The following is a 22,608-nucleotide window of genomic DNA, read 5'->3' on the forward strand; positions in this document are numbered from 1 at the left end:
GCCCACCGTGTCGCCTCCACCGTCGTGCAGGTGCGAGGCGCGCTCGCTCCGTTCGAAATGCTGCGGAAAGCGTTCGGCGAATAAGCCCCGGGGCCAGAAAGAACTTCTAGCCCAACCGGAACCGGTATTCCGTCACATGATGATAGGTTTCGCCCGGCAACAGGGTCGCAGACGGAAAATAGGAACGGTTGGGAGCATCGGGCCAGACTTGTGTTTCAAGGCATAGGCCCGAAAAGCGCCGGTAGTCCAACCCGCCAAGGCCCGCTGTCGATGGCGCGATATAACCACCGCCGTAGAGCTGGACGCCTGGTTCCGATGTCCACACCTCCATCTCGACACCGGAGGTAGCACCCTGCACCCAGGCTGCCTGCCGCATGGGTCCACGTACCGAAGCCAGACAGAAATTGTGGTCGTAGACGAACTGCTCGCCCTCGCTGCGCAGTTCACGCGCCTGACGGAAATCGAGCGGCGTACCGTCAACCGGCTGCACGACGCCGGTCGGGATCATTTCGGCATCGACCGGCAGATAAGCGCCTGCCGGGATCATCACGCGGTGATCCAGCACATCACCAGCGCCGCCATCGTCGAGGTTGAAATAGGAATGCTGGGTGATATTGCACACGGTGGCCTCATCAGCCGTGGCTGTGAACTCCACGCTGAGCGTGCCAGGAATTTTCAGCCGGTAGGTGCAGGTCACGTCGAGCGCGCCGGGAAAGCCCATCGATCCGCCGGGATCGTGCAGGCTGAGCGTCACGAAATCGCGCCCATGCAGGGAAACCTCCCAGGCACGACCAGCATAGCCGCCTGTGCCGCCATGCAACGCATGCTTGCCCAGGAAATTGCGATCGATCTGGTGGCGCTGGCCAGCCAGTGTGAATCGGCCGTCACGGATGCGGTTGGCGAAACGCCCCACGACCGCGCCGAAATAGAGGCTGTCGTTTTCATAGGCTTCGAACCGGTCGAAACCCAGCACCAGCGGCGCATCATGGCCAATGAGGCGCAAGTCCTGGATGACCCCGCCCCAATTGAGGATGTTGGCCGAGAGCCCGCCGCCACGAATTGTGAAGCGGCGGATCGCCTCGCCCGCTTGCGTCGTCCCGAAGAGTTCGCCGTCTTTCATGCAGCTAGCGCGGGTCGGCTTGTCACCAAGCGACCCGCATACCGATCAGAGGCCGAGACCGCCGATGCAGACATATTTGGTATCGAGATAGTCCTCGATGCCCTGATGCCCGCCTTCCTTGCCGAGGCCGGATTCCTTGACGCCACCGAACGGTGCTTCCGGCGTCGTGATCAGGCCTTCGTTCACGCCGACCATGCCGTATTTCAGCCCTTCCATGACGCGGAAGGCACGACCGAGATCACCCGTATAGAAGTAGCAGGCCAGACCGAACTCGGTGTCATTGGCCAGCGCAACCGCCTCTTCTTCGGTCTTGAACTTGAAGACCGGCGCGACAGGCCCGAAAATCTCTTCCTTCATGAACATCATGTCGGGAGTAGCACCGCTGATCACAGTCGGCTCGAAGAACGAGCCGCCGAGCGCATGAGGCTTGCCGCCGGTTTCGACCTTGCCGCCCTTGGCCTTGGCATCAGCCACGAATTCCGCAGTCTTCAACGCTGCCTTTTCATCGATCAGCGGTCCCTGCTGCACGCCCTCCTCGAGGCCTGAACCAACCTTCAGCTTGGCAGTCGCCGCGGTGAGCCTTTCGACGAACTTGTCGTAGATGCCTGCCTGGACGAAGAAGCGGTTGGTGCAGACGCAGGTCTGACCGGAATTACGGAACTTCGCGGTGATCGCGCCTTCGACCGCACGGTCGAGATCGGCGTCGTCGAAGACGATGAACGGCGCATTGCCGCCGAGTTCCATCGAGACCTTCTTGACCGTCTTGGCCGACTTCTCGATCAGCATCTTGCCGACCGGGGTCGAGCCGGTGAAGGTGATCTTCTTGACCAGCGGGTTGAAGCAGAGCTCGTCGCCGATCTCGCCCGCGGCACCGGTTACGATATTGACCACGCCCTTCGGGAAGCCGACTTCCTCTGCCAGCGCGCCCCAGGCCAGCGCCGAGTAAGGTGTCTGCGTGGCAGGCTTGACGACGGCCGTGCAGCCGGCGGCCAGTGCCGGGCCGAGCTTGCGAGCCAGCATGGAAGACGGGAAGTTCCAGGGCGTGATGGCTGCGACAACGCCGACCGCCTCCTTGGTCACCATGATGCGGCGGTCGGCCCAGGGCGACGGCACGACATCGCCGTAGGTACGGCGGCCTTCCTCGGCGAACCACAGCACATAGGCGGCCGAAGAACCGACCTCACCGCGCGCCTCGAACAGCGATTTGCCCTGCTCGGTGGTCAGCAGCTCGGCCAGTGCATCCTGATTATCCATGATGGCATCATGCAGCTTGCGCAGAAGCTTCGAGCGCTCGAGCGCCGAGGTCTTGCGCCAAGTGAGGAAAGCGGCATGCGCGGCCTCGATAGCACGGCGGGTCTCGGCGGCACCTGCCTTCGGCACCGTGCCGATCTTCAGGCCATTGGCCGGATTGGTGACGTCGATGGTTTGACCGGAATCGGCCTGCACCCATTCGCCATTGATGAGATTGGCCTGCCGCATGAAATGGCTGGTTTTCTGAAGCATGATCTAGCCTCCCTTCGGCCGCTTGTGGACCGGTGATGAACAGGTCGATGGGTGTTTTCGGCGCCGCCGACGCAACTGGACCACCGCTCTTACTCCAGGGCCGGCCCAACGATCAATCGCCATAGCTGAAACTAAGCACTGGGCCAGCGTAAATCCAGCCCTAACCAAATACTTGAGCGGTGACCGCCAACCAGAACGAGGTGGTGACGACTGCGCTGGCGGTGGCGAGCGTCATCTGGTTGGAAGCGAGCCCCTGCCCCGTGTCGAACTGCACCGCGATCAAATAGGAATTGATACCGGAGGGAAGCGCCGCCACCAGCACGGCAACTTGAGCGGTCAATGGTGGCAGACCGGCGAGCCACACCAAGACAAGCGTGATCGCCGGCATCACGAACAGCTTTAGCATCGAAAGAGCGACCGCTGGGCCGATATGGCCGGTAATGCCGAAACGATTGAGCCCGAGCCCCATGGCAAACAGGGCCACAGGGGCCGCGGTTCCGCCCAGCGCCTCGGCCAGCCGCGACACCAGTCCGGGCAGCGGAACGCCGGTCAGTCGCCAGGCAAGGCCAGCAAGGATGCCGACGATGAGCGGATTGATTAGCAGCTTCTGCAAGAAACGGCGCAGCATACGCAAAGGATGCACGCCCTTGCCACCGCTTTGGCCGAACAGCTCAAAAAGCACGATCGAGGCCATCATCATGATGGGAAGGTGCACCGACACCAGCAGCGACAGCACCTCGAACCCTCGCTGGCCATAGATGCCGAGGATGAACGGCACGCCGAGCAGCACGACATTCGAATAGGCTGCGGAGATACCGCCAACGATGCCTGTGCGGCTATCGCGGCCGAACAGGCGCGTCGTGACCAGATGGCCGGCTACCCAGGTCAGCGCCACGGCACAAAAGTAGGTCGCCCACAAAAGCCAGGGCGCGGAACCGTGGAAATCGGATTTTACCATGGTCTGAAAGAGCAGAAGCGGCATGGCGATACCGATGGCGAATTCAGCCACACCTTCCGCACTTTGCGCCTTGAGATAGCCGGAGAGCCCAGCCAGATAGCCCAGCGCCACAAGGCCGAAGACGAACAGAACAGTTTCGGTAAGCGGCGACATTGGATTCCTCGATGGCCGACTGATAGGAGAGCCGCGCCGGCCGCGCAACCGCAAGATCCTCGCCTTCGATGCTGGCAGCCAGCAAACCATGCCGGCTTGCCTTCCTGAAAACTTTGCGGTCCCTATATGACCCATACCGGCGTCGATGGGACGACGGAAAGGTCCGTCATGCTTCGCGTCGCCCTTGTCCTTTTGCTGTGCTTGTCGCCGGTCTCAGCCTACGCGACCGACGCCGGCTGGGCGCTGCTCAGGGCCGGTGGTCATGTCGTCCTGCTGCGTCACGCTATGGTGACCGGCAATGGCGACCCGGCAGGTTTCGACGTCGGCAAATGCGCGACACAACAGAAGCTGTCGGATCGCGGCAAGCAGCAGGCGCGCAAGATCGGCGCGCTGTTCGCTGCGCGCGCCGCCCCTATCGACCGGGTGCTGTCCAGCCGCTATTGCCGCGCGCTCGACACCGCCGGCATCGCCTTCGAGGACAACAAGGCCGAGCAATTCGAGCCGCTCGATCTTTTGTCGAAGGATCCGGCGGCGGCTGCGGTGCAGAACGCCGCTGTGATCAAGGAAGTGGAGAGCTTCACCGGCGACGGAAACCTCGTCCTGGTCACCCATCTTGAAAACATCCAGGCGCTGACCGGCGCCGGTGCCCGCGAGGGGGAGGCGGTGATCGTTGGCCTCGACAACGAGAAGCTGCGCGTGCTCGGCCGCATCATCTTTTGATGATCGCCAAATCCTGAACCTCTGCCACCACCACGGCAAGAAGCACGATTTAGCTACCGCCCCCTTCGCCCGGGAGAAAGACTACCGAAGTACTCCGGCGGCCTTTTATTAGCCTGGAACCTGCTTGCCTTCCCTTACGACACTCGTCGCCGATATACTTGTGCAAATGCGTTTCTTGACATCTGCGTGGCACATTCGCCCTTTTCCTGCCATGCAAAACGGATTAGAGAGCGCGACAACCTCCAATACTGAATCCGCTTCGCTCGAAGGAATTGCCCGTGTCCACGACATTTGAAAAAGTTGCCAAAATCATTGCCGACACGAGCGAAATCGACATCGACACCATTACGCCTGAGAGCCACACGATCGACGATCTCGGCATCGACAGCCTCGACTTTCTCGATATCGTGTTCGCCATCGACAAGGAATTCGGCATCAAGGTTCCGCTTGAGAAGTGGACCCAGGAAGTCAATGACGGCAAGGCTTCGACCGACGAATATTTCGTCATGAAGAACCTTTGCGCGAAGATCGACGCGCTGGTCGCCGCCAAGAGCGCAGCCTGATAATCGGCAGGCCGGCGCACCGGCTGCCCTTGACGGGCGACGCGCGCTGACCCACAAACCGCCCATGACATCCCACGACGTCGTCATCACCGGCATCGGCCTCGTCTCCTCCCTGGGAGAAGGCCCTGACGCACACTGGCAGAAATTGACGGCCACGGGCACCAAGCCCGTGCTCGATGCAGAGCGCTTCGCTCCATACACCGTCCATCCCTTGCCCGAGATCGACTGGAACCTGCAGATCGCCAAGCGTGGCGATCAGCGCCAGATGGAAACATGGCAGCGGCTCGGGACCTATACGGCTGGCCTTGCTCTGGATGACGCCGGGATCAAAACCGATGAGGCTTTGTGCTCCACCATGGACATGGTGGTGGCCGCCGGCGGCGGCGAGCGCGATGTGGCGGTGGACAACACGATCCTCGCCGCATCTGAAAGCCGACCGGACTTCGACGTCCTGCTCAACGAGAAGCTGACCACCGAACTCAGGCCAACGCTGTTTCTGGCGCAGCTTTCCAATCTGCTCGCCGGCAACATCTCGATCGTGCACAAGGTCACCGGTTCCTCGCGTACCTTTATGGGCGAGGAAGGCGCAGGTGTCGCCGCCGTCGAGACGGCCGCCGCCCGCGTCCGCTCCGGCCAGTCGACGCACATGCTGGTGGGCGGTGCCTTCCAGACTGAACATCCCGACATGCTGCTCGGTTATGAACTTGGCGCCTATCTGCACAGGGGAGCCTGGAAGCCGGTCTGGCAACGTGCCGGTTCGGAAGGTGGCGGCGTCGTTTCCGGCTCCGGCGGCGCGTTCCTAGTTCTGGAAAGCCGCGAGCACGCCGAAAAGCGCAACGCCCGCGTCTATGCTGAGCTCGGTCCGGTCCGCTCCGGACGCGCGCGGCGCAAGCGCGGCGAATTGGGCTCGACCATCGAAACATTGCTCAAGGCGGCGAACCTGCCGCAAAGCCAAGTCCTCGCGCTTTCGGGCGCTTCCGGTGGCCATGCCGCCACGTCGGCCGAGAAGGCGGCGATCGATGCGCATGCCGGCCTGACCGCGCGCGGCTTCGGTACGCTGACCGGCCATATGAAGGAAGCGCAGTTCCCCTTCGCGGTGGCGCTCGCCGCACTGGCCGTCCACAACAAGGCGCCCTATCCCGTATTCGATGCGGCATCGGAGCGCAATTTCGACGGAATTCCTGAACAGGTACTGGCAACGGCGGTCGGCTATCACCAATTCGAGGGCCTGGCGCTGGTCAGCGCCGCTTGAGCGGAGCCCACCGGTCGCACGACCAGGTGGATCGCGCCGCCGCGAGGCAACTAGGGCGTTTCCGTTCTTAACGGAAACGCGGAAACGCTCTATCTTTTTGTTTTACGCAATCCCGGACGCAAAATCGCAACGCACTTTTGCTGGATTGCTCTAGGGTCAAGGATTGACGCATGGCAAAGCTGAAGGATCATCTGGGCAGGCCAGTGGTTGCAGTGACCGGTATCGGCGTTGTCACATCGCTGGGCGTCGGCAAGGCTGACAACTGGGCGGCACTGACAGCCGGCAAGTCGGGCATTCATCCGATCACCCGCTTCCCCATCGACCAGTTGAACACCCGCATCTCCGGCATGGTCGATTTCCTGCCGTCAAGCAGCAAGGGCGCCAGTGCCCTCACCTATGAACTGGCCGAGACTGCCGCACGCGAAGCTGTCACGGAGGCCGGAATTGACCTCGATGATTTTGGCGGTCCGCTCTTCCTCGCCTCGCCGCCCGTCGAGCTCGACTGGCATGATCGGCTGGCTCTCTATAAGGGCGGCGACCAGCCAGACGCCTCCGAACGCATTCTGGACGTAGCCCGCGGACTGAATTCATCGGAGATGTTTGATTCCGCGCAATTCGGCACTATTGCGGACCGCCTTTCCGACGCTTTCGGCACCACCGGCCTGCCGATCACGCTCTCCACCGCCTGCGCATCGGGCGCCACCGCCATCCAGCTTGGCGTCGAAGCGATCCGTCGTGGCGAATGCGAACGTGCGCTGTCGGTCGGCGCTGATGGTTCGGCCACGGCCGAGGCGCTGATCCGCTTCTCGTTGCTTTCGGCGCTGTCCACGTCCAACGACCCGCCGGAAAAGGCCTCGAAGCCTTTCTCCAAGGACCGCGACGGCTTCGTCCTGGCCGAAGGTTCGGCCGCCCTTGTGCTGGAATCGCTGGAAAGTGCGCTGGCGCGCGGTGCCACCGTGCTCGGCATCCTGCGCGGCTGCGGCGAAAAGGCCGACGATTTCCACCGCACCCGGTCCAAGCCGGACGGTTCGCCGGCGATCGCTGCGGTCAAGGCAGCCCTTGCCGATGCCGGTCTTTCCGAAGACGAGATCGACTACATCAATGCGCATGGCACCTCGACGCCGGAAAACGACAAGATGGAGCACCTGTCGCTCTCGACGGTCTTCGGTGAACGCATCAGCCAGATCCCGATTTCGTCCAACAAGTCGATGATCGGCCACACCCTGTCTGCCGCTGGTGCAATCGAGGCCGCCTTCTCGCTGATGACCATGCGCGAAGGCGTCATCCCGCCGACCATCAACTACGACAATCCCGATCCGGCGATCGCGCTGGATGTCGTGCCGAACAAGAAGCGCGAGGCCAAGGTCGGCACGGTTCTGTCCAATTCCTTCGGCTTCGGCGGCCAGAACACCTGCCTTGTCATGGCACGGGAACCCGTTTAAGGCGCAGCCTGCGCAATTAATTGCACAAAACGGGTCCAGGTTACCCTCCTGGCGTGTGAATTCTGCTGAAGGGAGCGCTGCCTGATGCGCGCACTGCAACTTATTGAGGACCGTCGGCTCGAAATCGTCGACATCGCCCCTCCTCCGCCACCTGCTGTCGGCGAGGTGACCTTGCGCATCAAGGCTGTGGCGTTGAACCACATCGATGTCTGGGGCTGGCGCGGCATGGCCTTCGCCAAGCGCAAGCTGCCACTCACCGTCGGCGCGGAAGCCTCGGGCGAGGTCGAGGCCATTGGTCCCGGCGTGTCCAATCTGGTTCCTGGCCAGCTCGTCTCGATCTACGGCGCCCGCACCTGCGGACTGTGCCGCGCCTGCCGCGAGAAGCGCGACAATCTCTGCGAACATGTCGGTGGCGTGCACGGCTTCCACCTCGACGGCTTCGCGCAGGAGAAAATCAACCTGCCTGCCCGCCTGCTGGTTCCAGCTCCTCCCGGCGTTGATGCCATTGGCGCGGCTGTCGCACCGGTCACTTTCGGCACGGTCGAGCACATGTTGTTCGACAACGCCAGGCTCGAGCCCGGCGAAACGATCCTGATCCATGCCGGTGGCTCCGGCATCGGCTCGGCAGCGATCCAGCTTGCCAAGAAGATCGGCTGCACCGTCATCACCACCGTCGGCTCCAACGACAAGATCGAGAAGGCCAAGGCGCTCGGCGCCGATCATGTCATCAACTACCGCGAAGACCGCTTCGAGGGCGTGGTTCGCAAGATCACCAGGAAAAAGGGCGTTGACGTCGTCTTCGAACATGTCGGCAAGGACACCTGGGCCGGCTCGATGTTTTCCCTGAAGCGTGGTGGCCGCCTCGTCACCTGCGGTTCGACTTCCGGCGTCACGACCGAGGTGAATCTGATGATGCTGTTCCAGCAGCAGCTGAAGCTGCTGGGTTCGTTCGGCTGCCGCATGGAAAACATGGCGGATGCCATGCAGAAGATGGCAGCCGGCCTCGTCGCACCTGTCATCGATACTAAGGTCGATTTCAACGGCATCGATGCAGCGCTGAAGCGTATGGAAGGCCGCGACGTCTTCGGCAAGATCATCCTGCGCGTGGGCTGATGTCTGCGAACCGCGAACCAATGCTGCGCCCCCTCGTTTACAAGGCGTTGCGCGGCCTGAAGGTTGCGGAATACTGGCTCACCGCGCGTGTGGCGATGACGATACTAGCCGTCCTGCGGATATTGCCGCCGGATCGCGCCCTCAACTTCATCGACCGTGCCACTCGCAGGATCGGCCCGATGGTCGGACGCCATCGCGTCGCCATTGCCAATCTCAAGCAGGCCTATCCCGACAAGAGTGACGCCGAGATCGAAAAGATCGCGTCCGACATGTGGGGGAATATGGGGCGGTTGGCAGGCGAGTACGTCTTCCTCGATCGGCTTTTCGACTACGATCCTGATGCCGAGACACCCGGTCGCGTCGAGGTGATCGGCAAGGAACTCTTCCTGAAAATCCGAGATGAGAAGAAGCCGCACATCTTCTTCACCGCCCATATGGGCAATTTCGAGCTGCTGCCGGTGGCGGCTGCCACCTTTGACCTGTCGGTATCAGCGCTTTTCCGTGCTCCGAACAACCCCTATCTGGCCGAATACATCTTCAGGACGCGCGCAGCGACGATGGGGGAACTGCTCGCCTCCAAGAACGGCGTCTCCTTCGCCATGGCGCAGGTGCTGGAACGCGGCGGCAATGTCGGCGCTCTCGTCGACCAGAAATTCACCAATGGCGTGCTGTCCACCTTCTTCGGCCAACAATGCCAGACCAGTCCCCTGGTGCCGAAACTGGCACGCCAGTTCGACTGCGACGTCTATCCTGTCTTTTCCGTGCGCCTGCCGGGCAACCGCTTTCGGCTGACGCTGTGCGACAAGCTTGAGCTGCCGCGCAACGCTGCCGGCCAGTTGGATGTGGCCGCGATGGTGCAACTGATGAACGACACCGTCGAAGGCTGGGTTCGGCAGGATCCTGGTCAGTGGATGTGGTTCCATAAGCGCTGGCAGATCCGGGGCCGTACTCGGTAGAACGCCGCGCATGCGATTTCTCGCGCGAATGTGACCCATGTCGCGGACGTGAATCGCTTAAACTCGCAACTTCTGTCACACTCGATCGTTAACTTTTTTAATCGACAGTGCGGTCATAGCAGGGCGGCAGGGCGATGACGGACGAACAGACAAGGAAGAAGGACACGGCGCTGTGGACGCCCTGGGGCAGCCAGCAACCGGCAAAGCCAGGCGAGAAATTCGCAGCTTTGCGACGACTGGCGAAGCGACTGCGCAGTGTCCGAAAGAAAAAGATGGCAAAACCTGCCGTCGCCGGCAACTAGGCCTGCCAAGGGCCACCGCAATCAACCGCTACTGCATGGTGAATGCGCGCCCGGCCTAGCCGCCGTAATAATTCATCACGGCGTGACGCGCTTCCGCGAAAAACAGCCAACGCTCAGTCAACATCCCAACGACGTGGCTGAGCACTGCAGCCACCAGGGCCAGGATCGCCACGGCTCCAGTTTCGGCTCCCGCCAGCAACGCGGCCATCACCAGGAAAACCAATGCTCCCGGCAGCAATCCGCCCAATAGCAGTGCGAGCTTGCGTAACTTGGCGGCATGTTTGCGCGCGACACGGAAGCCCATCTCATTGGTCAGGTAGTTCTCGGTGACATGCGGCCGCTCGAACAACCGAACACGGCCGATGGTGCCAAGGCCGGTTGCGCTTTCCGGTGTCGACAATGGCTGAAGGCTGTCGAGATTGCGCAACCAGGTGATCTTCACTGCCCAGGCTGCGATCAACAGAACCAGCACGAAGAACAACAACAGACTCGCGGATCCGCCACCTGCAACACCAAAGGCACTGCCCAGCAATGCCCCTCCAGCCAGTGCGAACAACAAATAGCAGAATGTCGTCAGTCGCGAGTGCCAGGCCTGCACTGACTTCAGCGAAGCGTAGATCATCGAGGTGCAGAAGACCGTCGCAAGCGACAGCACGGACCCGACAAGGCCAATCGGCGCCCAGTAGCGTCCTTCGATGACGCAGAGCCACGCCGACACGGTCAGCGGCACAAAAGCCAGAACCGACAGCACGCCCTCGCGCGACAGCCAGCTCGAGCGCCATTGCGAGAATGCGCGCCAAGCGCGCTGCGGATTGCCGAGATGCAGCGTCGACGACAGCAGCCCGCCGGCGATCAAGCCCAATGCTGCAATGTGAGCAACCTTGGTGGCAACTGCTGCCGGGTCGAGCAGTCCGAGTCCCAGAATCGCAGCCAGACCGTAGCCGAGGCCTGACAGCACGGTGAAGGCGATGATGGAGGCAGCCGGATGCATGGATCAAATTCGGTCCAACATGCCGTCGAGCCAGGCAAAGAAGCCGGTGGCGCCGCTCGTGTCCTCGCCCTTTGCCATCTGGCTGGCGCATGCCGCCAGCGACGTCCTTGGCCGGGGTGGCAGATATTTGTTCACCGGGCGCGTTCCCTGCTCCGGCATCAGGTCGATGCCGCCACGCTCGGCAACCATGACGGAGACGACCGACGACGGGTCGCCCAGGTCCCCGAAGTGGCGGGCATTGGCCGGGCAGGTACGCACGCAGGCCGGCTGCCGGTCCACCTCCTCGATGGTCTCGTTGTAGATGCGGTCGATGCAGAGCGTGCACTTCTTCATCACGCCGGCAGCCAGATCCATCTCGCGCGCGCCATAGGGACACGACCAGGCGCAAAGACCGCAGCCGATGCATTTCTCCTCGTCGACCAGCACGATACCGTCCTCGGCGCGCTTGTAGGAAGCGCCGGTCGGACACACGGTCACGCAAGGCGCGTCTTCGCAATGCAGGCAGGATTTCGGAAAGTGGACGATACGTGCCTCGCCCGCCTCACCGACCACCTCACCGCCTTCCGGCACCACCTCGAAGGAATGCACGCGGTTGAGCCACGCGCCCGAAACATCGGCCCCATAGGGCTTCTGGTCCGACAAAGCCGCGCCATAACCGCCGGTGTTCCATTCCTTGCAGTTCACCACACAGGCATGACAGCCGACACAGACGTCGAGGTCGATGACGAGGCCGAGTTTCTTCGCTGTGGGCAATGCTGGGAGCGAGGTCATTGCGCCCACTCCTGCCCATAGCGCAGTTCCGTTGGGCTCGGCTGCTCACCGTCCGGCTCGGCGATGCCCGGGAAATGCGGTTCACTCACCGCGCCCTTGTCGGCTTTCTCGATGCGAACCCTGAGATCATACCAGGCGGCCTGGCCGGTGATCGGATCGGAATTCGACCAACGAAACCCGCCCTCCTTTGCCGGTAGAAGTTCGTGGATCAAATGATTCATCAGGAAGGATTTTTGCGCTTCCGGAACGTTGCGGTCCAAGCCCCACGCCCCTTCCCGCTTGCCGATTGCGTTCCAGGTCCACACGGTCGAGGAGTTCACGGCCTCCATCCGCGCCACCGGCACCTTGATGCGGCTGTGATGCGAGATCAGCCACACCCAGTCGCCATCGACAAGGTTCAGCTCGTCACAGACCGAGCCCGGCACATAAAGCGCGTTGGACGTATGGATCTGTCTCAACCACGCGTTCATCGAGCCCCAGGAATGGTACATCGCCGCCGGACGCTGGGTGATGGCGTGATAAGGAAACTCCTGACCGTCGACCATCGCCTCGCCGAATGGCCGGTACCAGTCAGGCAGCGGATCGAAAGCATGAAGGATGCGTTGCCGGTGGGTTTCCGGTGCTAAGGGCTCCCGCACGCCTTCTGCAGACAGCCGGAATTTCTGCAGCGATTCCTGGTAGAGCTGGAACGTCACCGGTTGAGGCGTATCGAAGAAGCCCATGCGCACGGCGAAATCCTGATAGGCTTGGTTGGCGTGCTTGAAGAACTGCGCTTCCAGCGGGACATGCGCCGAGAAGAACGAGCCGTTTTCGATATAGCGTTGTAATTGCTCGGGATTGGTCGCACCGCGCCCGGCACGGTCGCCCTTCAGGCCCCGGAAACCCGCCAGAGGACCAATACCCGGCCGGCGTTCATGACGCACGATGTAATCGGCATAGTCCTTGTAAAGCGCTTTGCCGTGATTGTCGGCAAAGCCCGGTAATCGCAACCGCGCGCCGAGGTCGATCAGCACGCTCTGGAAACCGCGCACGTCGCGATCCGGCTCGATCACTGGCCAGCGGATGGCGTCCTGTACAGCGTCCGGTTCCGAAATCGGCCGGTCGAGCAGAGAGATGCAGTCGTGGCGCTCGAGATAGGTCGTGTCGGGCAGGACGACATCGGCATAGGCGACCATCTCCGAAGCGTAGGCGTCGGAATAGATGATTTTGGGGATTTTGTACTCGCCGGTCGTCTCGTCCTTGTCCTCGAGCATGCGGATGACGCCCGCCGTATTCATCGAGGAATTCCAGGCCATGTTGGCCATGTAGAGGAACAGCACATCGACGGGGTACGGATCGCCCGCGTGGGCGTTGGCGATCACCATGTGCATCAGCCCGTGCACGGATAACGGCGCATCCCAAGAGAACGCCTTGTCGATGCGGGTCGGCCGGCCTTGTGGATCGACCAGCAGGTCTTCCGGTCCGCGCGGGAAGCCGAGATGTGGCCCCGACAGCGGCTTGTTCGAACCGAAATGCTCGGCCCTGCCATGCGGTGTCGGATGCGCGGATACAGGCTTGGGATAAGGCGGCTCGAAACGAAAGCCGCCAGGACAGTCGACGGCGCCGATCAGCACCTGCAGCATGTGCAGCGCCCGCGCCGTCTGGAAGCCGTTGGAATGGGCAGACAGCCCGCGCATGGCATGGAAAGACACCGGCCGTCCGACAAAGCTCTGGTGGCGTTGCCCGTGTACGTCAGTCCACGGCTGTTCGATGGTTATCGCCTCATCGAAGGCTACCCGCGCGATTTCCGCTGCAAGCCCGCGGATCGTATCCGCTGCAACGCCCGTCTCTGCGGATACGGCTTCCGGCGCGTATTTCGGGTCGAGGTATTTTTCCACCAACAATTGAAAGGATGGCACCGCGAAACGACCGTCCGCGAGTTGTACGCGCCCGGAGAGTGCGGGCCTCGCTCCTTTGCTGCCAGCCGCGACAACCTGCTCCGTCACAGTCTCGAAGACAAGCGGCCTGCCCTCCCCGTCGCGCGCGAACAAGCCGTGCTCAGCCGTGCCGGCAGCATCGATGACCAGCCATGTGGCATTGGAGTAGCGCACCAGATAGTCGACATCGACGCGACGTGCTTTGAGCAGTTCGTGAACGATGGCGAGGATCAGCAGCCCGTCCGTGCCCGGCCGAATGCCGATCCAGTTGTCGGCAACCGCTGAATAGCCGGTGCGCACCGGATTGACTGAAACGAAGCGGGCGCCGTTCTGCTTCAGCTTCGCGATGCCCATCTTGATCGGATTGGAATCGTGATCCTCGGCCACGCCGAACAGCACGAACAGCTTGGTGCGGTCCCAGTCTGGCGCACCGAACTCCCAGAAGGCGCCGCCGATCGTCATGATGCCCGCGGCCGCCATGTTGACCGAGCAGAAGCCGCCATGCGCGGCGTAATTCGGTGTGCCGAACTGCTGGGCCCAGAAACCGGTCAGGGATTGCGACTGGTCCCGTCCGGTGAAGAAGGCAAGCTTCTTCGGATCGTCCTGGCGCACGTCGTCCAGCCAGCCGGTTGCGATCTCCAGCGCCTCATCCCAGCTGATCTCCTGGAACTTGCCCGAGCCGCGCGGCCCTACCCGCTTCAATGGCGCACGCAGCCTGGCCGGCGCGTAGTGCTGCATGATGCCGGCGGACCCCTTGGCGCAAAGCACACCCTTATTGACCGGATGGTCGCGGTTGCCTTCGATGTAACGGACCTTGCCGTCCTTGATGTGCACGTTGATGCCGCAACGGCAGGCGCACATGTAGCAGGTCGTCTTGCGAACCTCGTCGGCCACGGGTTCGGACAGTGCCACCCTCTCGGTGCGATTCATCAATCGAGTTCCTCCGCTCCGGAACGTACCGGGCCAAAACCGGAAAGGAAATGCGCGAACGAGGTTCCCGACAGCAATTTCGTTCCAACATGGATCACGCCGGAGCATGATCTCCCATCAACTTGATAAATTGCGAAAACACGCGACGGCACGCTGAACCGATCATATGGCCGTTTGCGCCAGCTCTCTTGCATTCATTGAACCATCCCTCTTGGCCGCGTTGACTTGCCGCAACATCGTCCTAGCTTCGATCGCGCAGCTGGATGGAACGGGGGTGCTTCCGGCTGGGGCGGACGCCGCTAATGGCGGCCAGAAAGGAATAAAAGTGCAACAGAATCACTCAATTAACGGATTGAGCCGGCGCAAGCTGCTGACGCTCATTGGCATGACAGCGGGGTCCGCTGCCATGTACCAGGCAATGACCACGATGGGCCTTGCGGCCGAGTCCGGCTACAAAGGGCGTATCAAGCTGGAAGGCGATCCGAAAGGCGCCACCGTGCTGATCCTCGGGGCTGGTCTCGCCGGCATGACGGCCGCGCTGGAACTGCGCCAGGCCGGCTACAAGGTGAAGATTCTGGAGTACAACAACCGTGCCGGCGGCCGTAATTGGACTGTGCGCGGCGGCGACACGTTCAGCGAGCTCGGCGGCGGCAAGCAGACCTGCGAATTCGAAGAAGGTCTCTACGTCAATCTCGGCCCGTGGCGCATCCCGTACCACCACAACGGCCTGCTCGATTATTGCAAGCGTCTGGGTGTTCAGCTGGAGCCGTTCCAGCAGATCAACCACAATGCTTTCCTGCATTCCTCGACCGCCTTCGGTGGCAAGCCACAGCGCGTTCGTGACATCAAGACCGACTTCCAGGGTCATACCTCCGAGCTGCTGGCCAAGGTCGCCCAGAAGGGCAAACTCGAAGGCGACGTCACCAAGGAAGACCAGGAGATGTTGCTGGAGGCGCTCAAATCCTGGGGCGCGCTCGACAAGGACTATGCCTATGCCAAGGGCCTGACGTCTGCCGAATATCGCGGTTACGAGAAGGACCCCGGTGGCGGCCTGGGGGCCGCACCCGTTCCCGGCGATCCGATCGGACTTTCCGACATCCTGAAGTCCAAGCTCTGGGGCGGCCTAGCCAACTTCGCGCTTTATGAATTCCAGACGACGATGTTCCAGCCTGTCGGCGGCATGGGCAAGGTCGGCGAGGCCTTCGCCAAGGAGGTCGGCGACCTGATCACCTTCAATGCAAAGGTGACCAAGATCGACCAGAACGAGAAAGGTGTCACCGTCACCTATGAGGACACGACCAAGCCTGGCGCTACACAGGAAGCCAGCGCCGACTGGTGCATCTGTACCATCCCGCTGACGATCCTGAGCCAGATCGACGTCAAGGTCAGCGGCGCCATGCAGGCGGCGATCGCGGCTGTGCCCTATGCCTCTTCCGTCAAGGTCGGTTTGCAGTTCAAGCGGCGTTTCTGGGAAGAGGACGACCTGATTTTCGGCGGCGTCTCCTACACCGATCTGCCGATCACGCAGATCTCCTATCCCAGCACCGGTTTCAACACGACCGGTAAGGGCGTGCTGCTCGGCTGCTATACCTGGAACGGTCCGAATTCCTACGAGTTCACGGCGCTGTCGCCGCAGGACCGGGTCAAGCGCGCGGTTGAATATGGCAGCCAGATCCATCCGCAATACAAGGATGAGTTCGAAAACGGCGTCTCCTGGGCCTGGCACCGCTCGCCCTATACGCTGGGCTGCGCCGGTGACTGGACCGAGGAAGCCCGCAAGGAGCACTACGACAACCTCTGCCAGCTCGACGGACGCATCATGCTGGCAGGCGAACATGCCTCCTATATTCCTGCCTGGCAGGAAGGAGCGATCCTGTCGGCCCTCAATGCGATCGAGCGCCTGCATAAACGCGTTCTGCAGGGGTGACGGCCGCACGGCCCATCCCTCTTTCCCCCAATTTTGCAAGGCACGTCATCATGACTACCAAGACAAACAGGTCACTCGGCCTCGTCGCAGCAGCGGCAATCCTTACTGCCCTCTCCACCCCTGCCGCCTTCGCCGACTCGGCTGGCGCCACCTTCTCGACCGGCGACAAGTTTTCGCAGAAAACGGGAGACGCGCTCTACGCCAACCTCTGCCAGGCCTGCCACATGGAAAAAGGTGAAGGCGCAGTCGGCGCCGGCAAATATCCAGCGCTCGCCAAGAATGCCAATCTGGAATCGGCTGGCTATCCGATCTATGTCATCCTGCACGGTCAAAAGGGCATGCCGCCCGTCGGCCAGATGCTCGACGACGAACAGGTCGCTGCTGTCGTCAACTACGTCCGCACGCATTTCGGCAACGACTACAAGGATGCCGCAACCGCGCAGGACGTAAAGGACGCCCGCTAACCAACGACAGGGGGCGGGCCTCAGGGCCCGCTTCGTCCGACATTTTCAGCAAGAAGGAGAACACCGGCTATGAAAGCACGGACCGGCGCCGCTTTGGTCGCGGCATTGATGACCATGACCGGCAGCGCAATGGCGCAAGACGTCGTGCGCCACAAGATCCCGAATTCGGACTTCCCGATCTCCCAGGCGGTCGAAGTTCCAGCGGGCAAGACCACCGTCTATGTCAGTGGCGCGGTACCTACCGTCGCGGACGAAAAGGCCGAAAAAGGCTCGCTCGCGGCTTATGGCGACACCAAGACTCAGACCGAATCGGTACTGAAGTCGATCGAGAAAACGCTTGCCGGCCTCGACCTCAAGATGGGCGATGTCGTCAAGATGCAGGTCTTCCTGGTCGGCGATCCGGCCAAGGGTGGCAAAATGGACTTCGGCGGCTTCATGGAGGGTTACACGCAGTTCTTCGGTACCAAGGAACAGCCGAACCTGCCGACACGCTCGGTCTTCCAGGTCGCCGGTCTCGCGGCGCCCGGCTTCCTCGTCGAGATCGAGGTCACCGCGGTCAGGCCGTAAGTTTTGTTTCGATCGGATTTCATGGATGGGCTGCCTCATGGCAGCCCATTTTCATCGACTTTGAGGCTGGTGAAACACCGGGAAAAAGAGCGTGGACGCCTTCGCCTAGTCACTCTCTTTGGCCCTAGCCATCTCCACGCGCATCCAGGTTGAATCACCCCACGTCGAAAGCCAGATCATGAGGGTCGGTAAGGCCGCCTATGACGGGCAGCAGCACCGCGTGGCTCGGCCCCTGTCTTTTCTGGTTGTGCTCTGCCTCTCGCAGGTGCGCCAATTCCTGTTCCTGTATCGAAGCAATAAGGGCATGAAGGTCTGGATCGCGTGAGGCAAGAAAGGTCAGTTGATCTTCCAGATGTCGATGAACCGTACGTTCCACAGCTTCGGTGCAAATCCAGACCATGTTGCGACCGCCAAGCGCAGTCAGAAAGCCGAGTACGCAACCGCCGAAGCTCCAAAGCGACATGACGCGGCAGGGTTTGGCGTATCTTGGAGGCATCGCCTCGCGAAACAGGCGGCAATGATCGATTTCGTCGTCGCGCATTTCTTTAAGCGACGGCACGATATCAGCGAACAGCCGCTGAGCCACCGCAATCTGAGCGCCATAAATCCGAATTGCGCCAAACTCACCTGCGTGATTGACCTTGAGTATGCGACGGATGGTGATCGCCGGATCACGGTTGCCGGACTTGCGCGACGGGTTGAGCATCATCAATGCTACTCACGGTTCGTCTTCTGCAAACACTGCCGCCGCGAGCGTGACTCCATCGAGCGTTTTTTTCAAACTCAAGGACTTCCGCCGCGTCGCAATCCGACATGATAGGCTTGCCATAGCGCGGCTTTGACGCCGCGCTATGGGGCTACAGCCTAATATGTGACGACGATGCGTGTGTCCTTCATGCCGACTTCCCGGACCAGCGAATAGAAGGTCGCAGCATTGGCGGTGGCAAGGCGCACGCAACCATGAGAGGCCGGGCGCCCAAGTTGCCGCACGGCATTGGTGCCATGGACAGCATAGCCGCCATGGTAAAAGACGGACCAGGGCATCGGCGAATTGTCGTATTTCTTGGAATACCACATCTTGTGCAGACGCTTTGGCTTCCAGCTCCCGCTCGGGGTCACGTAACCCTTTCGGGCCGTTGACACATTCCAGCGATACAGCACTTCGCCGTAGCGGCTGACTGTCATCGTCTGCGTCGAAATGTTGACCCTCGCGATCAGGCCGTCGGCGCGGCTCTCCGCAACGTTCGTTAACAACAACGCCCCCAGAATCCCTCCCATGAAAACAGACTTCTTCATGAGACCAGTCCCTCTCCTTGTATTGCTTCCCCAGAATTTCGATCGCTCACACTATCTTTCAAAGGTTAAAAGAACAGTGATCAGCTTTACACAAAAGACCTTGTGACAAGCCTGTTGACGCAGATTTGAACGGACTGCCGACGCAACTGGCGCCTGGCGGCTGGATCAACGCGCAGGCTCTTGCAAGGCATGGCCGTTCCCTGCTCAACTTCGCGTATGACCGACCGACTCCTGCAAGGCATCGAGGCCCGCACCGACGAGCTTGTCGCGCTGACCGCCGACCTGATCCGCTTTCCGACCGTGAACCCGCCCGGCGAGGCGTATCGCCCTTGTGCGGAATTCATCGCCGAACGTCTGAAGAAGCGCGGCTTCGGCGTTGAACTGATCCGCGGCGAAGGCACGCCGGGCGACAACGACCGCTATCCGCGTATCAATGTGGTCGCGCGTTTCGACGGTCGTTCGCCCGGCCCCACCGTGCATTTCAACTCGCATATCGATGTGGTCGAAGCCGGCGAAGGCTGGACGGTCGACCCCTTTGCCGGTGTGGTGAAGGATGGCCGTGTCTACGGCCGTGGCGCCTGTGACATGAAAGGTGGGCTTGCCGCCTCCATCATCGCAGTCGAAGCCTTCATGGATGCCTATCCCGATTTTCCCGGCGCCATCGAGATATCGGGCACGGTGGACGAGGAATCCGGCGGGTTCGGTGGTGTCGCCTACCTGGCTGGCAAAGGCTACTTCTCGAAACCCAAGGTCGACCACGTCATCATCCCTGAACCCCTCAACAAGGACCGCATCTGCCTTGGCCATCGCGGTGTCTGGTGGGCCGAGATCGAGACGTTGGGCGAGATCGCACATGGCTCGATGCCCTTCCTCGGCGACAATGCCGTGCGCCATATGGGCGCCGTGCTGGCGGCGTTCGAGGCAGACCTCTTCCCGGCGCTCGACAGAAAACAGACCTCGATGCCGGTGGTGCCGGAAGGAGCGCGACGCTCGACCATGAACATCAATTCGATCCATGGCGGCCAGACTGAGGACTTCAAGCCGGGCCTGCCCTCGCCCAACGTGCCGGACTCATGCCGGCTCACCATCGATCGCCGCTTCCTGCTCGAAGAAAAGCTGGACGATGTGAAGCGCGAGGTGATCGACATACTCGATCGGTTGAAGTGTGAGCGGATGAAATTCGACTACCGCATCCGCGATGTCATGGAAGTGCAACCGACGATGACCGAGCGCGACGCGCCAGTAGTCAAGGCGGTGGCCGAAGGCATCATGCAGGTGTTCGAGCGCGAACCGGACTATGTGATTTCACCTGGCACCTACGACCAGAAACACGTTGCCCGTATCGGCCATATCTTCGATTGCATCGCCTATGGCCCAGGCATACTCGACCTTGCCCACCGACCGGACGAATGGGTCGGCATTGAGGACATGGTGCAGTCGGCCAAGGTGATGGCGATCGGGCTGAACGTGCTGTTGCGGGGTGGACGAAACTAGAGCCGCTGTGCCGTCACAGATAGCTCCGGCCGCTGATTGATCGTCTGGAACACCACGCAATAACGTTCGGTGAGTTTCACAAGCGAATCAATTCGTTCCTGCGGTTCGTCCGTCTGAAGCTGGATACCCAGCCTTATTGCCCTGAACCCGACCGGCGTATCCTTGGCGACGCCCAGCGTGCCGCGAAAATCGAGATCTCCCTCGGCGGTTACCGTGGCGCCGTCCAGCTGGAATTCGAGCGCAGTTGCGACGGCCTTGAGCGTTACCCCGGCGCAGGCAACCAGCGCCTCGAGCAGCATGTCGCCGGAGCACAATTCCAACCCGCTGCCGCCGGTTGCCGGGTGAAGGCCCGCCGTTGCCAAGGCGCGGCCGGTTTCCACCTTGCAAGCGATCGACTGATCATCGATCGAGCCTTTGGCGCGCAAGGTGACGAGTGCTTTTTCAGGTGTCTCGCGATAGGTTCCCTTGAGAGGAGCCTGCAGCGTCTTGAGTGTTGCGGCATCCATCGTCACATCCTCCCGCCCGTTGCGCGTCACCACTGCCGTGGCGCACCAGATATCGCCGATATATTGGCACAAGATTTCCCCATCGACATCATCGAGGAAAACAAACGTGATTTACTCCGTTGGAATTTCACGCTTCTATCCCGCCCGAGCTAAACAAGCGGAATAACGAGGGGAATTGCGATGAGGCTCTGGAAGACGGTTTTGGCTGCTACCGCCGTGGCACTTGGCTCCAGCACGGCAGCGTTCGCCGCGCGCACCGATCTGGTGCTCGGCATGGTGCTGGAGCCGCCGCATCTCGACCCGACAGCCGGTGCAGCCGCCGCCATCCGCGAGGTCACCTATGCCAACATCTTCGAAGGCCTCACCCGTATCGGCCCCAACGGCGAAGTACTGCCGGATCTCGCCGAAAGCTGGACGATTTCCGAGGACGGCAAAGTCTATACGTTCAAGCTGCACACCGGCGTGAAGTTCCATGACGGCAGCGATTTCGACGCGTCTGACGTCAAGTTCTCGCTCGATCGTGCCCGTGCTGAAAACTCCCAGAACGCCCAGAAACAGCTCTTCGCGGCCATCGACACCGTCGACGTCGTCGATCCGACGACCGTGAAGGTCACTTTGAAGCAACCGCAAGGCTCTTTCCTTTACAATATGGGCTGGGGCGACGCGGTGATCGTGGCGCCTGAAAGCGCTGAAACCAACAAGGAAAAACCGATCGGCACTGGTCCCTTCAAGTTCCAGAACTGGGCGAAGGGCTCTTCCGTAACGCTTGTGAAGTCTGACAATTATTGGGGCGACCCGGTCTATCTCGACAAGGCCGAATTCCGATTCATTCCCGATGCCTCTGCCGCTGTTCCGGCCATGCTGTCCGGCGACGTGCAGGCCTTCCCCAACATGCCGACAAGCGACAGCCTCTCCCAGTTCCAGTCGGATCCGCGCTTCAAGGTCGTGGTCGGCTCGACCGAAGGCGAGACCATCCTTGCCATGAACAACGGCAAACCGCCATTCGACCAGCTCAAGGTCCGCCAGGCGGTCTCCTATGCGCTCGACCGCAAGGCAATCATCGATGGCGCTTCGGAGGGCCTCGGCCAGCCGATCGGGTCGCACATGTCCCCGTCCAGCAAGGACTACATCGACCTGACCGGCACCTATCCCCACGATCCCGCCAAGGCGAAGGAGCTTCTCAAGGAAGCCGGCCTGGAGGGCGGAACCAAGGTAACGCTGAAGCTGCCGCCGCCACCTTATGCCCGCCTCGGCGGCGAGATCATCGCCTCGCAACTGCGCGACGTCGGCATCGAGGCCGAGATCGTCCCGGTGGAATGGGCACAGTGGCTGGATCAGGTCTTCACCAAGAAGGACTACGACCTCACCATCGTCTCCCATGTCGAGCCCAACGATATCGGCATCTATGCGCGCAAGGACTACTACTTCAATTATCAGAACCCGGAGTTCAACGAGGTCATCCAGGAGCTTGATGTCACCGCCGACGAAGGCAAGCGCAAGGAGCTGCTCGGCAAGGCGCAGAAGATCCTCGCAGACGATGCCGTGGTGGGTTTCCTGTTCGAACTGCCGAAGGTCGGCGTCTGGGACGCCAAGATCGAAGGCCTGTGGCAGAACCAGCCGGTGCCGGCCAATGACCTCACCAAGGTTAAGTGGAACGATTGACC

The 22,608-nt window shown here is 61.4% G+C and carries 20 protein-coding genes and 1 pseudogene; 12 read left to right on the plus strand and 9 right to left on the minus strand.

Features of this window, described 5'->3' with window-relative positions:
- Positions 1-106 precede the first annotated feature (106 nt).
- From AO692_RS00005 to AO692_RS00015, 3 genes are all read right to left on the minus strand, one after another.
- A complete protein-coding gene (locus AO692_RS00005; protein ID WP_054307983.1) occupies positions 107-1,120 on the minus strand; it encodes an aldose epimerase family protein in 1,014 nt (337 codons plus the stop codon).
- Between the two features lie 45 nt (positions 1,121-1,165).
- Positions 1,166-2,623, minus strand: a complete 1,458-nt coding sequence (locus tag AO692_RS00010) for an NAD-dependent succinate-semialdehyde dehydrogenase (RefSeq protein ID WP_054307984.1) — start codon at positions 2,621-2,623, stop codon at positions 1,166-1,168.
- A gap of 160 nt (positions 2,624-2,783) precedes the next feature.
- Positions 2,784-3,734, minus strand: coding sequence for an AEC family transporter (locus tag AO692_RS00015; RefSeq protein WP_054307985.1), 951 nt, complete (start codon positions 3,732-3,734; stop codon positions 2,784-2,786).
- Between the two features lie 168 nt (positions 3,735-3,902).
- Here AO692_RS00015 and AO692_RS00020 point away from each other — a divergent pair, with 168 nt between their 5' ends.
- From AO692_RS00020 to AO692_RS33060, 7 genes are all read left to right on the plus strand, one after another.
- Positions 3,903-4,454 carry a histidine phosphatase family protein gene (locus tag AO692_RS00020; RefSeq protein WP_054308418.1) on the plus strand — a complete coding sequence of 184 codons (552 nt, stop codon included), beginning with the start codon at positions 3,903-3,905 and terminating at the stop codon, positions 4,452-4,454.
- Between the two features lie 278 nt (positions 4,455-4,732).
- Entirely contained in the window at positions 4,733-5,017 is a 285-nt protein-coding gene (locus AO692_RS00025; RefSeq protein WP_054307986.1) for an acyl carrier protein, read from the plus strand.
- A gap of 64 nt (positions 5,018-5,081) precedes the next feature.
- A complete protein-coding gene (locus AO692_RS00030; protein WP_054307987.1) occupies positions 5,082-6,269 on the plus strand; it encodes a beta-ketoacyl-ACP synthase in 1,188 nt (395 codons plus the stop codon).
- Positions 6,270-6,439: 170 nt separating this feature from the next.
- Positions 6,440-7,711 carry a beta-ketoacyl-ACP synthase gene (locus AO692_RS00035; protein WP_054307988.1) on the plus strand — a complete coding sequence of 424 codons (1,272 nt, stop codon included), beginning with the start codon at positions 6,440-6,442 and terminating at the stop codon, positions 7,709-7,711.
- Positions 7,712-7,795: 84 nt separating this feature from the next.
- Positions 7,796-8,824, plus strand: a complete 1,029-nt coding sequence (locus tag AO692_RS00040) for a zinc-binding dehydrogenase (RefSeq protein WP_054307989.1) — start codon at positions 7,796-7,798, stop codon at positions 8,822-8,824.
- 20 nt (positions 8,825-8,844) lie between these two features.
- Positions 8,845-9,780 (plus strand): lipid A biosynthesis lauroyl acyltransferase, encoded by a 936-nt coding sequence (locus AO692_RS00045; protein ID WP_082407177.1) that lies wholly within the window; start codon positions 8,845-8,847, stop codon positions 9,778-9,780.
- A 134-nt stretch (positions 9,781-9,914) separates the two neighbouring features.
- Positions 9,915-10,082 carry a hypothetical protein gene (locus AO692_RS33060; protein WP_161808024.1) on the plus strand — a complete coding sequence of 56 codons (168 nt, stop codon included), beginning with the start codon at positions 9,915-9,917 and terminating at the stop codon, positions 10,080-10,082.
- A 55-nt stretch (positions 10,083-10,137) separates the two neighbouring features.
- On the opposite strand, the gene AO692_RS00055 is transcribed toward AO692_RS33060, so the two are convergent.
- Genes AO692_RS00055 through AO692_RS00065 form a run of 3 tightly spaced genes read right to left on the minus strand, consistent with a single transcriptional unit; the run spans position 10,138 to position 14,690 of the window.
- Positions 10,138-11,073 (minus strand): DmsC/YnfH family molybdoenzyme membrane anchor subunit, encoded by a 936-nt coding sequence (locus AO692_RS00055; protein WP_054307992.1) that lies wholly within the window; start codon positions 11,071-11,073, stop codon positions 10,138-10,140.
- A 3-nt stretch (positions 11,074-11,076) separates the two neighbouring features.
- Positions 11,077-11,844 (minus strand): 4Fe-4S dicluster domain-containing protein, encoded by a 768-nt coding sequence (locus AO692_RS00060; protein ID WP_054307993.1) that lies wholly within the window; start codon positions 11,842-11,844, stop codon positions 11,077-11,079.
- Positions 11,841-14,690: a molybdopterin oxidoreductase family protein gene (locus AO692_RS00065; protein ID WP_054307994.1), complete on the minus strand. Its 2,850-nt coding sequence runs from the start codon at positions 14,688-14,690 to the stop codon at positions 11,841-11,843. The genes AO692_RS00060 and AO692_RS00065 overlap by 4 nt, the downstream gene beginning before the upstream one ends.
- 385 nt (positions 14,691-15,075) lie before the next feature.
- Between AO692_RS00065 and AO692_RS00070 the strand changes: the two genes are divergently transcribed.
- The 3 genes from AO692_RS00070 (at position 15,076) to AO692_RS00080 (ending at position 17,648) form a co-directional block, all read left to right on the plus strand.
- A complete protein-coding gene (locus tag AO692_RS00070) occupies positions 15,076-16,617 on the plus strand; it encodes a flavin monoamine oxidase family protein (RefSeq protein ID WP_054308419.1) in 1,542 nt (513 codons plus the stop codon).
- A gap of 50 nt (positions 16,618-16,667) precedes the next feature.
- Entirely contained in the window at positions 16,668-17,081 is a 414-nt protein-coding gene (locus AO692_RS00075; protein WP_054307995.1) for a cytochrome c, read from the plus strand.
- A 69-nt stretch (positions 17,082-17,150) separates the two neighbouring features.
- Positions 17,151-17,648: a RidA family protein gene (locus AO692_RS00080; RefSeq protein ID WP_054307996.1), complete on the plus strand. Its 498-nt coding sequence runs from the start codon at positions 17,151-17,153 to the stop codon at positions 17,646-17,648.
- Positions 17,649-17,753: 105 nt separating this feature from the next.
- Here AO692_RS00080 and AO692_RS00085 read toward each other — a convergent pair.
- Both AO692_RS00085 and AO692_RS00090 read right to left on the minus strand, forming a co-directional pair.
- Positions 17,754-18,354: pseudogene (locus AO692_RS00085) on the minus strand (demethoxyubiquinone hydroxylase family protein).
- Between the two features lie 158 nt (positions 18,355-18,512).
- A complete protein-coding gene (locus tag AO692_RS00090) occupies positions 18,513-18,944 on the minus strand; it encodes a L,D-transpeptidase (protein ID WP_054307997.1) in 432 nt (143 codons plus the stop codon).
- Between the two features lie 216 nt (positions 18,945-19,160).
- Between AO692_RS00090 and AO692_RS00095 the strand changes: the two genes are divergently transcribed.
- A complete protein-coding gene (locus tag AO692_RS00095) occupies positions 19,161-20,438 on the plus strand; it encodes an acetylornithine deacetylase/succinyl-diaminopimelate desuccinylase family protein (protein ID WP_054307998.1) in 1,278 nt (425 codons plus the stop codon).
- Here AO692_RS00095 and AO692_RS00100 read toward each other — a convergent pair.
- Positions 20,435-20,944 carry an OsmC family protein gene (locus tag AO692_RS00100; protein WP_054308420.1) on the minus strand — a complete coding sequence of 170 codons (510 nt, stop codon included), beginning with the start codon at positions 20,942-20,944 and terminating at the stop codon, positions 20,435-20,437. The genes AO692_RS00095 and AO692_RS00100 overlap by 4 nt on opposite strands.
- 180 nt (positions 20,945-21,124) lie before the next feature.
- Here AO692_RS00100 and AO692_RS00105 point away from each other — a divergent pair, with 180 nt between their 5' ends.
- A complete protein-coding gene (locus AO692_RS00105; protein WP_054307999.1) occupies positions 21,125-22,606 on the plus strand; it encodes an ABC transporter substrate-binding protein in 1,482 nt (493 codons plus the stop codon).
- Positions 22,607-22,608 lie beyond the last annotated feature (2 nt).

This window comes from Mesorhizobium sp. 1M-11, from assembly GCF_001303895.1.
Classification (GTDB): Bacteria; Pseudomonadota; Alphaproteobacteria; order Rhizobiales; family Rhizobiaceae; genus Mesorhizobium.